At 43.6% G+C, this 13,919-nt stretch carries 17 protein-coding genes, 1 other RNA gene and 1 pseudogene; 5 read left to right on the forward strand and 14 right to left on the reverse strand.

Annotation, left to right across the window (positions count from 1 at the left end; translation table 11 throughout):
* Positions 1–69 precede the first annotated feature (69 nt).
* Positions 70–960: a LysR family transcriptional regulator gene (locus tag GNE05_RS17180; RefSeq protein WP_017418907.1), complete on the forward strand. Its 891-nt coding sequence runs from the start codon at positions 70–72 to the stop codon at positions 958–960.
* Between the two features lie 38 nt (positions 961–998).
* On the opposite strand, the gene GNE05_RS17185 is transcribed toward GNE05_RS17180, so the two are convergent.
* The 9 genes from GNE05_RS17185 to GNE05_RS17225 all read right to left on the reverse strand — a co-directional run bounded on the left by GNE05_RS17185 (position 999) and on the right by GNE05_RS17225 (position 7,622).
* Positions 999–1,793 (reverse strand): SDR family NAD(P)-dependent oxidoreductase, encoded by a 795-nt coding sequence (locus GNE05_RS17185; protein WP_014721805.1) that lies wholly within the window; start codon positions 1,791–1,793, stop codon positions 999–1,001.
* Positions 1,794–1,907: 114 nt separating this feature from the next.
* A complete protein-coding gene (locus GNE05_RS17190) occupies positions 1,908–2,213 on the reverse strand; it encodes a barstar family protein (RefSeq protein WP_160183025.1) in 306 nt (101 codons plus the stop codon).
* A 137-nt stretch (positions 2,214–2,350) separates the two neighbouring features.
* Positions 2,351–2,656, reverse strand: a complete 306-nt coding sequence (locus GNE05_RS17195; protein ID WP_014418893.1) for a barstar family protein — start codon at positions 2,654–2,656, stop codon at positions 2,351–2,353.
* Positions 2,657–2,730: 74 nt separating this feature from the next.
* Positions 2,731–3,093, reverse strand: a transfer-messenger RNA (tmRNA) gene (gene ssrA / locus GNE05_RS17200).
* A 168-nt stretch (positions 3,094–3,261) separates the two neighbouring features.
* Positions 3,262–3,732: an SsrA-binding protein gene (gene smpB, locus GNE05_RS17205; RefSeq protein ID WP_160183026.1), complete on the reverse strand. Its 471-nt coding sequence runs from the start codon at positions 3,730–3,732 to the stop codon at positions 3,262–3,264.
* Positions 3,733–3,871: 139 nt separating this feature from the next.
* A complete protein-coding gene (rnr, locus tag GNE05_RS17210; protein WP_014418894.1) occupies positions 3,872–6,205 on the reverse strand; it encodes a ribonuclease R in 2,334 nt (777 codons plus the stop codon).
* 18 nt (positions 6,206–6,223) lie between these two features.
* Entirely contained in the window at positions 6,224–6,964 is a 741-nt protein-coding gene (locus tag GNE05_RS17215; protein WP_007409986.1) for an alpha/beta hydrolase, read from the reverse strand.
* A 118-nt stretch (positions 6,965–7,082) separates the two neighbouring features.
* Positions 7,083–7,313, reverse strand: a complete 231-nt coding sequence (secG, locus tag GNE05_RS17220; RefSeq protein WP_003151681.1) for a preprotein translocase subunit SecG — start codon at positions 7,311–7,313, stop codon at positions 7,083–7,085.
* 123 nt (positions 7,314–7,436) lie between these two features.
* Positions 7,437–7,622, reverse strand: coding sequence for a helix-turn-helix domain-containing protein (locus GNE05_RS17225; protein ID WP_087920807.1), 186 nt, complete (start codon positions 7,620–7,622; stop codon positions 7,437–7,439).
* Between the two features lie 195 nt (positions 7,623–7,817).
* Between GNE05_RS17225 and GNE05_RS17230 the strand changes: the two genes are divergently transcribed.
* The 4 genes and pseudogenes from GNE05_RS17230 to GNE05_RS21565 form a co-directional block, all read left to right on the forward strand.
* The gene (locus GNE05_RS17230) at positions 7,818–8,228 is read left to right on the forward strand and encodes a transcriptional repressor RghR (RefSeq protein WP_014418895.1); all 411 of its coding nucleotides are present in this window, start codon (positions 7,818–7,820) and stop codon (positions 8,226–8,228) included.
* A 24-nt stretch (positions 8,229–8,252) separates the two neighbouring features.
* A complete protein-coding gene (locus tag GNE05_RS17235) occupies positions 8,253–8,684 on the forward strand; it encodes a helix-turn-helix domain-containing protein (RefSeq protein ID WP_003151674.1) in 432 nt (143 codons plus the stop codon).
* A gap of 81 nt (positions 8,685–8,765) precedes the next feature.
* Positions 8,766–9,086 carry a catDE operon transcriptional regulator CatR gene (gene catR / locus GNE05_RS17240; protein ID WP_059367807.1) on the forward strand — a complete coding sequence of 107 codons (321 nt, stop codon included), beginning with the start codon at positions 8,766–8,768 and terminating at the stop codon, positions 9,084–9,086.
* A gap of 108 nt (positions 9,087–9,194) precedes the next feature.
* Positions 9,195–9,358 (forward strand): annotated as a pseudogene (locus GNE05_RS21565) (hypothetical protein); the annotation flags it as partial.
* A gap of 276 nt (positions 9,359–9,634) precedes the next feature.
* Here GNE05_RS21565 and GNE05_RS17245 read toward each other — a convergent pair.
* From GNE05_RS17245 to GNE05_RS17265, 5 genes are read right to left on the reverse strand one after another with little or no spacing between them, the layout of a single operon-like run.
* Entirely contained in the window at positions 9,635–11,008 is a 1,374-nt protein-coding gene (locus GNE05_RS17245; RefSeq protein WP_053574257.1) for a sensor histidine kinase, read from the reverse strand.
* A complete protein-coding gene (locus GNE05_RS17250) occupies positions 10,999–11,661 on the reverse strand; it encodes a response regulator transcription factor (RefSeq protein ID WP_053574258.1) in 663 nt (220 codons plus the stop codon). Before GNE05_RS17250 ends, GNE05_RS17245 begins: the two co-directional genes overlap by 10 nt.
* A 17-nt stretch (positions 11,662–11,678) precedes the next feature.
* The gene (locus tag GNE05_RS17255; protein ID WP_053574259.1) at positions 11,679–12,449 is read right to left on the reverse strand and encodes a lantibiotic immunity ABC transporter MutG family permease subunit; all 771 of its coding nucleotides are present in this window, start codon (positions 12,447–12,449) and stop codon (positions 11,679–11,681) included.
* 1 nt (position 12,450) lies between these two features.
* Positions 12,451–13,206 carry a lantibiotic immunity ABC transporter MutE/EpiE family permease subunit gene (locus GNE05_RS17260; protein WP_053574260.1) on the reverse strand — a complete coding sequence of 252 codons (756 nt, stop codon included), beginning with the start codon at positions 13,204–13,206 and terminating at the stop codon, positions 12,451–12,453.
* Complete coding sequence (locus GNE05_RS17265; protein ID WP_053574261.1) at positions 13,203–13,919, reverse strand: lantibiotic protection ABC transporter ATP-binding protein; 717 nt, start codon at positions 13,917–13,919, stop codon at positions 13,203–13,205. The genes GNE05_RS17260 and GNE05_RS17265 overlap by 4 nt, the downstream gene beginning before the upstream one ends.

Here is a 13,919-nt window from a genome sequence, read left to right on the forward strand (position 1 = left end):
TATTTGACTAATCAAAAAAAGTAAAGGAAAGGTTCAAGAAAATTAATGAACAGCCGGGAGGGGATTTCGTTGGAATTACGCACCATTAAAACGTTTCATACCATCGTACAGTCAGGCAGCTTTTATAAGGCCGCCGAAATTCTGAACTACTCACAGCCGACGATTTCAATGCGGATTAAACAGCTGGAACAGGATGTAGGCGCGCAGCTGTTTGAACGGGGAAAGAAGCTGAAACTGACAAGGGCGGGGCGGCTGTTTCATGAGCGGGCCGGGCAGCTTCTCGCGCAATACGAGGTGCTTGACCATACTTTGGCCGACATCAGACAGGGCCAGGCCGGCCTTATTCAGATCGGCATATCCGAACCGACGGCAAGCCTGATCTTCCCTGCCGTACTGCGGGGTTTCTTACATGATTATCCTGACATGTCGGTCAATGTCAGCGTGGATGATGCCAATACATGCAGCCGCAAACTGCTGGAGGGCGCCATTGATTTTGCCGTATGCGGCGAGCCGGAGCTGATTCTGGAAAATTATTTCGATCCGTTTTTCCATGACTCGCTCAATGTCATCGTGTCAGACAGACATCCCCTTGCCGACAAAGCAAGCGTCAATCTCGAGGATTTAGAAAATGAATGCCTGATTTTCACGCCCGCCAATTGCCCGATCCGGATTCAAATTGAACAGCACCTGCAGCGTGCCATCGGGAGCCGCTATCGAAAAATGGAGCTGACCAGCAGCATGGCTCATCAATACTATGTCAGGGAAAATATCGGCGTCTCAATCTTTACGGCGACGGCGCACTCAGAACCGATCGAGGGCACGAAGGTCATTCCGATCAATAACTTAACAATTTCACCACCGGTCGGGCTGTTGACAAACCAAAAAGAAGAGCATTTTGACTGCGCCACAAAAGATTTAATCAGCAGGATCATCGGCCGGTTTCAGCGTGATCCGCATTAAAAAAACCCCCGCTTTACGGGGGTTTTTTTACGTTCATCTTATATAATGCTCCGCACCAAGCCGCCGTCGATCCGCAATGCAGATCCGTTAATGGCAGACGACAGCGGGCTGCTTAAAAAGGCGACAAAGTGGGCGATTTCTTCCGGACGGATCAATCGCTGAATGATCGACGTCGGACGATTTTCCTTCATAAATCGTCTCTCCGCCTCCACCGCGGTCAGGTTTTCACCGGGATAAAGCGACTCGAGCATTGTTTCGACGCCCTCTGTTTTCGTGGAGCCGGGCATGACCGTATTCACCGTCACATTCGTCCCTTCCGTGAGCTCGGCCAGACTGCGTGACAGCGACAGCTGCGTCGTTTTCGTAGCGCTGTAATGGGCCATTTCCTGAGAAGGCATGACGGCCGCTTCACTCGCGATAAAAATCACCCGCCCTTCCTTCCGTTCAATCATCCGCTTTGCATACCGGCGTGTCAGCCTCACGCCGCTCATGATATTCACCTCGAAAAACCGGAGCCACTCTTCGTCAGGAATATCAAAGTATTCCGCAGGTTCAAAGATTCCTAAATTGTTGACGAGAATATCCACATCCGGATACTGCTGAAAAATCGCGCCGCACCCTTCCGCCGTGCCTAAATCAAATGCGGCCGGATAGAGACGGGCATCCGGCGTCTGTTTCTCTAGTTCCCGGATCGTTTCGTTCACCTTTTCTTCACGGCGGCCGTTAATGATCACGGCCGCACCTTCTGCAATCAGCGAAGCCGCAATCGCCTTCCCGATGCCTGACGTAGATCCTGTCACAAGCGCCGTCTTCCCTTTCAACTGCAAATCCATCATCCATTCCTCCCTATCGCAAGTCTCTTCTTATATATGGACAGAAATCGAAAGCCTGAAACCTTCCGTCCCTATTATCGGATAGAAAAATAGATGAGGGGAAGTACGCACTTTTTAGTGCCTGTCCGTTGTCCCGGCTGACGGCTGATCGATTTGAATGTCAAATCGATTCCCTAACTCTTCCTGAGCCTCTTGAAGCAGCTCCAAGACATCGTCCGCATCCGAACCCAATGCCTTTTGACTGGCCTCAAAGTTCTTCCACACCAAAGTCAGCGGAAGTTCGATCCAGCCTGTCAGACAATCCCATAAGGCATTCAGATTTTCACCATAATAGTCCGGGAAATCTAATTGATCTTTTAAGATTCGGTGTAATGCTTCTGTGCTTGTAACATCTTTTCCGTCTATGATGACTTTTAACATCAATAACACCTTCCACTATTTTATTTTATGAAATGTTTTATAATGGTCTGTTGTTTTATAGATTAACCCATCATTAGAATAAAGAAGTCCGTCCCTATTATCGGATAGAAAAATAGATGAGAGGAAGTACGCACTTTTTAGTGCCTGTCCGTTGTCCCGGCTGACGGCTGATCGATTTGAATGAAAAATTCACCATCTAATTCTGCCTGAGCCTTTTTTAATATCCTTAATACATCATCAGCATCCGAACCCAATGCCTTTTGACTGGCCTCAAAATTCTTCCACACCAAAGTCAGCGGATATTCTATCCAGCCTGTCAGACAATCCCATAAGGCATTCAGATTTTCACCATAATAGTCCGGGAAATCTAATTGATCTTTTAAGATTCGGTGTAATGCTTCTGTGCTTGTAACATCTTTTTCGTCTATGATGACGATTTCCATTCACTTTCACTCCTTGATTTCGGCATGAAAAAACCGCAGTGCGTCATGTGACGGCACTGCGGTTCCTCTGTTATGTATGGAGACGGTGGGAGTCGAACCCACGTCCAGAAACATCGATTACTTAAGCGTCTACGAGCGTAGCCTGCATATTTCGTGTTTCACTCGTCTTCGTGCCTGCGGGCGGGCCTTCCGAGAGCTAGTCTGTCAGTCTCTTCTTACGTTCTCAGACGGGAACGCAAGCGTAGCCTACTTGGATGTGCTCTTCACGGACACATAGGCAATGTCAGGAAGAGCTCGCTGCGTTTATTAGGCAGCTAGTGCTAAGTTTTGGTTAAAACTTTTAGTTTTGCCAGTTATATTTAGGTGCGTGTTAACGAGATCGCCTCTCGGCTCGCAGCTCAAGCTCGATCCATCCCTGTCGAATCCGTAACGTCCCCTTGTTAAGGGTATACGGGAGATCTATCAAGCTCTTGCTCAACTGGCTGTACTGTTATTATACCATGATCACAGGCAAATTCAATTGGGAATGTCTTCAATAAACAGCCTGTGAATCTGATGTGTGAACAGTATAGCACAGGGCATATCATCACATCAAGGCTCATGCATCAGAAGCCTTTTTGTCTGTCTCTGAACGCTCTTTCGATTTCTCTTTTGGCGTCTTTTCGTTTTAAATCTTCGCGTTTATCGTATGTTTTCTTCCCTTTTCCGAGGCCGATTAACACTTTGGCGAAGCCGTTTTTCAAATACAGCTTCAGCGGCACGAGGGAATAGCCTTTCTCTTTCGTCAGGCCGATCAGCTTATTGATTTCTTTCCGGTGCATCAAAAGCTTTCTCGTCCGGAGCGGGTCGTGGTTATAGCGGTTTCCCTGCTCGTACGGGCTGATGTGCATGTTGTGGAGGAACACTTCGCCGCGCTCGATTTTCGCAAAGGAATCCTTCATGTTTACGCGGCCGGCGCGGATGGCCTTAATCTCCGTCCCCTGCAGCACGATGCCTGTTTCATAGGTTTCTTCTATAAAGTAATCATGGTTTGCTTTTTTGTTTTGTGATAATACTTTGCCTGATCCTTTTGGCATGCCTTATCCTCCTCTCTCCGCAAAAACCGTTCATGTGTGCGATACGCTTTATTTTAGCAAATGGAGCGTTCCGCGACAATGAAAATGCGGCTTGCGAAAGAAAGCAAACAGAGCATTTTGCCCCATTTGCTTTTCGCATTTACTTCTTCTTTTTGCGTTTTTGTTTCGGCGCGTTTTGGAAACCGCGTTTTTTCTTTTTCTTCTTCGGTTTTGTAAACCATTCCCCTTTTTCCTCCGATTTCGGCGGTGAAGCCGGGGTATTGCTGTTTAATACACGTTTCCGCGCCGGTCTGCCGCGTTTTCTGCGGTCGCCTGTTGTTTCTCTCGGACGGCGGGTGCCTTTCATGCCGACAATTTCAAAGTCGATGTTTCTCTCATCTTTATTGACGTCGACGACTTTGACCGTGATTTCGTCTCCGATGCGGTAAACGTTGCCCGTGCGTTCGCCGATCATGGCGAAATGCTGCTCGTCAAAACGGTAATAATCATCCGTCATAAAGCTGACGTGCACAAGCCCTTCAATCGTATTCGGCAGCTCGACAAACATTCCGAAATTCGTGACGGAACTGATCATGCCGTCAAATTCCTCGCCGATTTTATCAAGCATATATTCCGCTTTTTTCAGATCGTCCGTTTCCCGCTCTGCATCAACGGCGCGACGTTCCATCGTTGACGTATGATCAGCGATTTCCGGAAGGCGTTCGGCCCACTTTTCTTGAGTCGCTTCGTCCGATTGTCCGTTGATCAAATACGTTCTGATCAGCCTGTGAACGATTAAGTCAGGATAACGGCGGATCGGCGATGTGAAGTGTGTATAAAACTCAGTCGCCAGCCCGAAATGGCCCAGGCTTTGCGGGTCGTATTTCGCCTGCTTCATGGAACGGAGCATGACGGTTGAAATCACCGTTTCTTCCGGACGGTCCCGCACTTCGTCAAGAATGCTTTGCAGCGCGCGCGGATGAATGTCTCCGGCTTTCCCTTTGACGATATAACCGAATGTCGTGACGAACTCCAGAAACTTTTGCAGTTTTTCGGCGTTCGGCTCTTCGTGAATCCGGTAAATAAACGGCACGTTCATCCAATGGAAGTGCTCGGCCACCGTTTCGTTTGCGACAAGCATGAATTCTTCAATCAGCTTTTCCGCTACTGAGCGCTCTCTGATGACGACGTCTTTTACGGCGCCTTCCTCATCGACGAGGACCTTCGCCTCTTTGAAATCAAAATCCACGGCGCCGCGGTCCATCCGTTTCGCCCGGAGAATTTCCGCCAGACGTTCCATGTCTTTAAACATCGGGACGAGCGGCTCATATCTTTCTTTCAGCTCGGCGTCGTCTTCTGTGAGAATCCGGTTGACATCTGAATAGGTCATTCTTTCCGTCGTTTTAATGACGCTTTGGAAGATCTCGTGCTCTGTTACCTGCCCCTGCTGGTTGATTGTCATTTCGCAGGAAAGCGTCAGCCGGTCGACCTTCGGATTTAAAGAACAGATTCCGTTAGACAGTCTGTGAGGAATCATCGGAATGACCCGGTCAACCAAGTATACGCTTGTCCCTCTTTCCAGCGCTTCTTTGTCAATCGGGGAATTCTCCGTGACGTAATGGCTGACGTCGGCAATATGGACGCCGAGCTTGTAGCTGCCGTTATCAAGCTTTGTCACGGTGACGGCGTCATCCAGATCCTTCGCATCCGCGCCGTCAATGGTGACAATGACCTGATCGCGGAGATCACGGCGGTCTTTGATGTCTTTTTCATCGATGGAATCGGGCGTGCTTGTTGCCTGCTCCATCACTTCAGCCGGAAAGTCCCCCGGCAGGCCGTGCTTATGGATAATTGATAAAATATCGATCCCCGGATCATTTTTATGGCCGAGTATTTCAACGATTTCTCCTTCGGCGTTCATTCTGCCTTCAGGGTAGCTTGTCAGTTTGACGACGACTTTATGGCCTTCCGCAGCGCCGTTATTGGCATGTTTCGGAATAAAAATATCACTCGTGATTTTCTTATCATCCGGGATGACAAAGCCGAAGCTTTTCGTTTCTGTGTATGTGCCCACGACGCGGTCGATGCTTCTTTCCAGGATGCGGATGACCGTGCCTTCCTGTCTCGATCCGCTTGACTGGGAATTGAGCCGCACCATGACGATATCGCCGTTCATGGCCGTATTCAGCTCATTCGGCGGAATAAACACGTCGCTTAAAGAGGTATCCTCCGGCAATAGAAACGCGAATCCCTTTGCATGCGCGGAAATTTTTCCTTTTACTAAATTCATTTTTTCCGGAAGCCCGTAGCGGTTGCTTCTGGTGCGGACAATCTGTCCCGTCTCCTCGAGCGCCACCAGCGCTTTTACCAGCTCTTTAAATTCATCTGCTTCCGTGATGTTCAGCATCTCCTCGAGTTCCTGAACGGTAAGGGGCTTGTACGCCTCTTCCTTCATAAACGCGAGAAGACGGTCCATAAACGCTTCTTTTTCCATTATTCGACCTCCTGTTTGTTACCAATCGAGTTTCTCTAAAAATTCGTACACATCCTGATGAACGAGGTCCCGTTCTTTATCGAGCGTAATGACATGGCCTGATTCTTCATACCATTTCAGCTGTTTGTCGTCCGTTTCCACCTCGTTGTAAATGATGTTCGCACTTTCTGTATTAATCATATGGTCATGCCGTGCCTGAACCACAAATGTCGGGGAATAGATCATGTCGACGTTTTTGCGCACATCGGCAATCAGCTCCTGAAGCGATTTGAGCGTATTCATCGGTGTTTTTTCAAACTCCTTCATTTCCTTTTCAATCTGCTCCGGCTGTTTTCCTTCGAATTTTTTATAATTGCGCGCGTAGGAAAGAACTCCTTCGTACATAACCTCTTCACTTTTAATGTGCATCGGCGCACACATAGGAACAATTCCCTTTATGGGTACAGTGTAACCCAATTTCAATGAAAAAACCCCGCCAAGCGACAGTCCGCAGGCCGCAATGTTTTCATAGCCTTCAGACCGTAAATATTCATAACCGTCCATGACGTCTTTCCACCAATCTTCAGGCCCCGTATGTACCAGCTCTTCCGGCGGAACGCCGTGCCCTTTATATTGAGGCGCGTGACAAGTGTAGCCGCGCTCATTCAAGTAGCGGCCGAGCATTCTGACGTCTGCCGTATTTCCCGTAAATCCGTGCAGCAGAAGCACCGCTTTGTCTCCGCCTTTAAATGTAAATGGTTTTGGTGTCACAATTTTCATGCTCATAACCCCTTTTTTGCACATTCAATTTAGTTTTCCACAGTTTTGCGAGAAACAAACGCCGTCTCTCAACAAGAAAAAGGCCTGATATTAAATCAGACCTTATACAAACATTGCCTTATACGATATACGCTAGCGAAATCGTCAACACGAAAAACAAGACTGCCAGCACAACGGTTGTGCGGTGAAGAATCAGATCAAGGCCCCTTGCTTTCTGTTTTCCGAAAAGCTGCTCCGCCCCGCCTGAAATTGCACCCGATAAACCGGCGCTTTTGCTGGTTTGAAGCAATACGACAATAATAAGTGCAATACTGACGATAACCAATAAGGTAATCAATAATGTGTGCATCCCATACACCTCCAGACTGACTGGCCTACATTGCTTCTATTTTACATGAAAAACAAAGGCATGTCACGCCGTATTGGTGCACATCATGTCAGAAAAACGGAAACGCGTTTGAATCTTCCATCATCATTGACTTTTGTCAACAAAGTCGTAGTAAAAAAGATCTTCAAATTTCATGTCAAAGTAATAGAGCATTTTTCCGATGACCAGCTGGCCCGGCCTTCGCTCTCCATTCAGTACACGGCTCAGTGTGGCGGGAGATATTCCGATCTCCAGGGCGAGCTGGTTTAACGAGTAGTCATTATTGACCATATACTGCAGCACATAATCTCTTCTGATCTGTATCTTTTCGACCACTTTCTTCACCTTCCGTTCTGTCAAATACTTTCTTTCTTATACATAAGATACGGCTTTTGTTAACTTTTGTCAATACTTTTCCAGCCTGGCTATTCCCTTTAGTCAATAAACATACTAGAATATAAATAGACCGCGGGAGGGGGAGAGACTGTGGAAAGCTTCGGGAAACAATTGCGGACATTACGGGAAAAAAGGCATCTGACAGTGAATCAGCTGGCAACGTATTCAGGCGTCAGCGCCGCGGGAATCTCGCGGATTGAAAACGGCAAACGCGGGGTGCCGAAACCAGCAACCATTAAAAAGCTCGCAGATGCGTTAAAAATCCCGTATGAGGAACTGATGCAGACGGCGGGATATATAGAGACCGTCCAGGAAACGAGAGCCCCGTACGACACGGGCTGCACCTTGCTGGAAAAAGCCGAAACGTATGAGCTGCATGATTTATCCCTTTTGGAGCGGGAGAACTGGCGGCACCTGTCGAAAGAAGACTTGGTTCTGCTTGATAAATACTTTGCGTTCTTAGCGGCGGAAGCCAAAAAAAGAACAAATGAAGACTCATGACTTTGCACATGTGAGGCGATCTTATTGAACACATTCGGAAAGCAATTAAGAGAGCTGCGCCGCGCCCGGAAGCTTACCGTCAATCAGCTTGCCGTCTATTCCGGCGTCAGCTCGGCGACCATTTCCAGAATTGAAAACGGGCACCGCGGCATTCCTAAACCGGCGACCATCAGAAAATTGGCGGACACATTAAAAATTCCGTACGAGGAGTTAATGGCGCGGGCCGGACACATCAAGGCATTTCAGGAGGAAATCCGTGAAACCTCCGAAAGCTATCAATCCATCTGCGCCATCTATCAGACCGCCGTTGACAGAGGCGCGGAGCATCTGCCGCTGTTTGACAGCAAAAAGTGGCAGCACTTCACAAAAGAAGATATTGAAAGCGTCAGCAAATACTTTGATTTTATTGCGGCTGAAGCGAAAAAACGCTCCCCGGATTCCTCATCCTCTTTTTGATCCTCTCCTCAACTTAACAAGCGCCAGACGTACGTTCCCTCCGATTTTGCGGTATAATAGCAGAAGACGAGGTGAAAAAGCATGAACCAATCAGAAATGTGCCCCAGATTCGAAAAAGCGGTCGACATCCTAAGTAAACGCTGGGTGGCTCTAATCGTCTTTCAGTTATTGAACGGACAGCAGCGATTTAGCGAAATTGAAGCGGCGCTTCCGAATTTAAGCGGAAGAGTCTTGTCAGAACGTCTGAAAGAACTTGAAACAGAAGGTGTCATCAAACGGGATGTTATCCCCGAAACGCCTGTCCGCATTGAGTATTCATTAACGGAAAAAGGCTGCGCATTAGCCCCTATTTTAGAGGAGATATCTAAATGGGCAACGGAATGGATTGACCCCTTTGACTAATTGATAAAACGGTTCTGTCTCAAAAGAGAGAAAAGAGCCGTTTTTTATTTTTTCCATATGAAAATACAATATCTAAGTCGAAGGACCCATAGATCACCATCTGAAGAAGGCACTTATAATATGCAGCGCATCATTTAAAAGACAGATGAAATCAATCAGAACAAAATGGTTTTAATTGACGGCATCAATGATATCACAATTTGACCGAGCACCTGTCTTCTAAAGAAAAGGATTTTCTGATTTACACAGACAAAAGCAAAATGAGGACACTTAACTAAGAGCAAACAAACCACCTTTAAGGAAGTGACGAACTTACAAACCAATCGATTACTATCAATCAAAATATCGCTTCTCTATATGAGGAATCCGTTCCCGAAATCAAAGAAACAATTTCGATTAGCGAGTGATCATCCAATTCAATGGTTCAAGTGCTCTAGAATATCGAAGAATTTTAACAGATTGTGAAGGAGCTTAATGAGAAGATGGATCAGTTTATTATTTAATAAATAACCCATGCCTTCCAATCAAAGCATGGGTTTTTATCACTTCTATCTTATAGGTATGCTTACTCGCACTTGTCCTCCACCATATTGGCTATTACCTATCTTAAGTTCTCCGTTATGAAGGTTTACTACATTCTTTGCAAAAGTAAGCCCCATTCCATAATGACCATTAGAATGACGGCTCTTATCATCCATGTAAAAAAGATCTGTCGCTTTCTTTAAGCCATCCTGAGAAAATCCATTCCCTGTGTCTGTCACCACAAAGAGAAAGTTTGCATAGTCACATTCTGCTTGAACCGAGACACCCCCACCCTCTGGCGTATGATCAACTGCGTTCGTAAGAATATTTAATAAAGCCCTATGTAACAATTGACAGTCTACCTTCACTTTATGCATTAGGTTTTCTTTTTTGAATAAGATGTTAACTTCCTTATTCCCTTTATAGGCCGATATATCTTCCTGTAAAGCATTCGTTAACTCATCAATTGAAGCTTTCTCCAAATTGATCGTTAGTGACTCCTCCGTCTTTGAAAGGTGAATCAACTGATGAATATATTGTTCAATCCTATTCCCTGCACCGAGGATATATTTTGTATATTCAGCTTGTTCTTCATTTTGTATTGATAAGCTGAGTAATTCAGCATTCCCTTTAATAATGGTCATCGGAATTTTGATATCATGTGCCAAAGCGCCAATTTGCTCTTTTTTATTTTTTTCTAAACGCCACTGTGCCTCGAGTGAATTTTGAAGAGCATCTTTCATATCCAGTAAAGAATCGATTACACAATCAAACTCCTTGATATTCGTAAATTCAGGTTTGAATTGCAAATCCTGTTCTTTAATAGATCGTGTGATTATATTGAGTGTCTCAAAGTGTTTTTTTAATCCATTGGCAAAGTATGTTGTCACAATAAAAATAACGGTTATAAACAAAATGACTAATATACACATACTTGTTAGCTCATAGTTAGGAAGGTATTTTCTTAATAAAGGCGAACTGAAATCTGCCCGTAATGAATATTGCAAAACACAGTACTCATTTTTTCTTTCTATAACCAAGTACCCTTTTTGTTTATAGTTAACATATGGCTTTTTTTCTATCTTCTTTTTTACCAGATGCAGATCCTCTTCTTTAACGGTCCCAGCCGTTTCTTTTTTTGATTTCTTATCAAGAATAGCATACGACATTGTATCCGGAATCATATCCGGGGTCACTTTATCAACAGTTGCAAGTTTTGGCACAAGTTTTTCAGCTTCTCGTTCATTATAATTAGCTGGATAGGAAAATCCAGTATTCATTGCAAGTATATTAATAAATAAATAAAGCACAGCGACCACAACCAAACTGATACATAGCGTCGCCATATACTTTATAAGTTCCTTAAGGAGCGTTTTTTTTCCTTTGAAACCTACTCCCATCTGTAACCGACGCCCCATATCGTTTTAATGGGATCTGCATTGTGCTCTTTACATTTCTTGCGAATCGTTCTAATAAATTCAGTAATTGTTGAATATAAGGCATTCCCCTCTATTCCGTATATCTCCTCGTAAATTTGTTCTCTTGAAAAAATTCTTCCTTTATTTTGTGCTAAGAATTCACAGATTTTATATTCATTTTTTGTAAGGTTAAGTTTGTGATTATTAATAAAAACTTCTTTACTATCAAAATGAAACAAAAAACCTGAAATGACTCTTTTCGACTGATGCTTCTCTCTATGCTCTCTTCTTAAATGGGCATTAACTCTGGCACTAAGCTCCATGATACCAAACGGCTTTGTAATATAATCATCTCCGCCTGTAATGAGGCCGTTCACTATTGCTTCCTCTTCAGTCTTAGCCGTTAGGAATAAAATCGGACAATCAACCAACGGCCGGATCTGTTTACAAAGAGCAAAGCCATCTATATTCGGCATCATAACATCAAGCAAAATTAAATCGTACCCTTGAAATATATCAAGCGGCTGGCCTTGTACACTAATTAATGTGTCAACCTGATGCTGATCACGACGTAAAATATTCTTTATCAGGACAAGAATGTCCTTTTCATCATCAACAGCAAGGATATTCGCCACTCCATGGTCCCCCTATACTATTCAAAAGTTTGTCTGCCTTCCCATCTACTAAACCATATAAGACTGACAGTGAATAAACATATTATACTAAATATCACAATTAATGCACCTATATTTATTTCTTGGATAAAAAAAGGTTTAAGCTTCTCATTGATTTCTTTGAATTGTAACATGCCGTTTAGCCCTGACAATCTAACTCCCCAAGCCCAAGGATTATATTTCCATATGATATCACCTAAACCTGTATTCATAAGTGAAGTCATTAACAGACCAGCCCCTCCTATAAGGACAGAAGCCCCCGTTCCGAACATGAGGCTAATAAAAAAATAGATAAAATAAAGAGCTATACTGCCGGCAACGAGCCACGCGCCACCCGATATAAAAATAGTGTAAGATAAATTCGGCACTTTTAAAATAAACTTTAACCCCAATAAATAACTGATAATTGATATGGAAATAGAGCAAATATTCATTAAGATGAGCAATAGCGTTTTACTCACATAAGCAATGATTTTCGGAGAAGTGCTTCCCAGTAACACTTTAAATTTGCCTGCCTGTTCTTCTAATGATGCAGTCATTCCGCAAAGCACCCCAATGAGAAGAGGCATAGCAACTGCGATAGCTTCCATAAAAGTTTTATACTGTTGAAATTGACTCTGATTTCTCCCATAAAAATAAAGAATAAATACAACTGAACATACTAGAGGTATAAGAATATGCAACCAAATAAAGGAGGTGTTCTTTGTTTTCTGGAAATCAGCTTTTAAGCACCTCAATAATAGTCTCAACTTACATCGCCTCCTGCTTATTTGTTCTGTAATCTTTGGCAGGAGCAAACGAACGGCTGGTCAGAAATGCAAGGATCAACAATAAGACAATAGAAATGAATACAGCAGAAGGTACGACCGCCCAACTAAGCAAAGGATCATTTTTTTCAAGCAGCAAGCCGTTAGGATGAATACCAATAGCGGGGCACATCATTCGAATTGGCCAACTCCAAGGAATAAACCACCAAAAAGCACGAGATGCTGGCATAATTCCTAAAACTAAAGCCCCTATCAGATTAAACATGACAGCTATTGTGAATCCCCACTTTCTAGCTACATATAAACAGAGAGGGATTTGCCAAAGACTTGTTATCCAAAGTAATATACTCGCAGCAATAATAGAAAGTGAAACGTTGGACAAATCAGCTATAACGAAACCCATAAGAAACATAAAAATTAAAAATACAATCTGAGATATTAGTGAATAAATCATAATAATTATAATCTTTGCATACCATAATTTTTCTAAATCTACAGGCAATGAGTACGTACCGTTATAATTAGAGGCCCTTTTTTCTTTTTGATGAGATAAAGAACAAAATAATGAAATCATCACCGGCATAAAGATAATAGACCACCAGTTAAAAGTACCTGATACAAAAAATTGAATGTTCATTAAAAAAGAAAAAACTATATTAAGAAGAGGTACAAAAATAATCATTCTTCTAGAAAACGTTCTTTTAAACTTCAGGTTTTCGGCTTTTATATAATTTTTCATTTTTTTGCACCTCCTTTTTCACGACTTGATTTGACAACTTCCATAAACAATTGCTCCAAATTATCAGCTTTATTTATTTCTCCTTGGTATCCCAGATGGCCGTCGCTGATAATACCAATATGATCTGCTATTTGCTCGACTTCTGAAAGAATGTGACTAGATAAAATAACAGTTATTCCTTCTAGAGGAAATGAGCGAATAAGGTCCCTAAGCTCCTGTATACCAATTGGATCTAGCCCGTTTGTTGGTTCATCGAGGATTAATAATTTAGGATGATTTAATAAAGCAATTGCAATTCCAAGCCGCTGCCTCATTCCCATCGAGAATTGTCCTGCTCTTTTCTTTCCAGCATGTAACATATCGACAGTTTCGAGCACGCTGTTTATCCGTTCCTTTGAAAGACCGAGCAGCGTAGCATGTACTTTCACATTTTCAAATGCAGTTAAATTATCATAAAGAGGTGGAGATTCTATTAATGATCCAATATTTTTTAAATCAGAGCGTTTCCATTTATGTCCATCGAAGAAAATCTCGCCAGAAGTCTTCCGTAAAATTCCCGTTAAAATTTTGAGTGTAGTTGATTTCCCAGCTCCGTTTGGTCCCAACAAACCATAAATGCTATTTTTTTGAACGGTTAATGAAACATCCGCAACTGCTGTTTCTTTTCCAAACTTTTTTGTAAGACCTTTGGTCTCTAATAGGACTGAACTCAT

The organism is Bacillus sp. AM1(2019) (genome assembly GCF_009906915.1).
Taxonomy (GTDB): Bacteria; Bacillota; Bacilli; order Bacillales; family Bacillaceae; genus Bacillus; species Bacillus velezensis.

What these genes read in the sequence shown, in the direction of transcription:
- smpB (WP_160183026.1), bottom strand. Translation starts at nt 3,732, where the DNA reads ATGCCAAAAGGATCAGGCAAAGTATTATCACAAAACAAAAAAGCAAAC.
- GNE05_RS17245 (WP_053574257.1), bottom strand. Translation starts at nt 11,008, where the DNA reads ATGGGAGTAGGTTTCAAAGGAAAAAAAACGCTCCTTAAGGAACTTATA.
- rnr (WP_014418894.1), bottom strand. Translation starts at nt 6,205, where the DNA reads ATGGAAAAAGAAGCGTTTATGGACCGTCTTCTCGCGTTTATGAAGGAA.
- GNE05_RS17195 (WP_014418893.1), bottom strand. Translation starts at nt 2,656, where the DNA reads ATGGAAATCGTCATCATAGACGAAAAAGATGTTACAAGCACAGAAGCA.
- GNE05_RS17265 (WP_053574261.1), bottom strand. Translation starts at nt 13,919, where the DNA reads ATGAGTTCAGTCCTATTAGAGACCAAAGGTCTTACAAAAAAGTTTGGA.
- GNE05_RS17185 (WP_014721805.1), bottom strand. Translation starts at nt 1,793, where the DNA reads ATGGATTTGCAGTTGAAAGGGAAGACGGCGCTTGTGACAGGATCTACG.
- GNE05_RS17190 (WP_160183025.1), bottom strand. Translation starts at nt 2,213, where the DNA reads ATGTTAAAAGTCATCATAGACGGAAAAGATGTTACAAGCACAGAAGCA.
- GNE05_RS17225 (WP_087920807.1), bottom strand. Translation starts at nt 7,622, where the DNA reads ATGGTCAATAATGACTACTCGTTAAACCAGCTCGCCCTGGAGATCGGA.
- catR (WP_059367807.1), top strand. Translation starts at nt 8,766, where the DNA reads ATGAACCAATCAGAAATGTGCCCCAGATTCGAAAAAGCGGTCGACATC.
- GNE05_RS17215 (WP_007409986.1), bottom strand. Translation starts at nt 6,964, where the DNA reads ATGAAAATTGTGACACCAAAACCATTTACATTTAAAGGCGGAGACAAA.
- GNE05_RS17260 (WP_053574260.1), bottom strand. Translation starts at nt 13,206, where the DNA reads ATGAAAAATTATATAAAAGCCGAAAACCTGAAGTTTAAAAGAACGTTT.
- secG (WP_003151681.1), bottom strand. Translation starts at nt 7,313, where the DNA reads ATGCACACATTATTGATTACCTTATTGGTTATCGTCAGTATTGCACTT.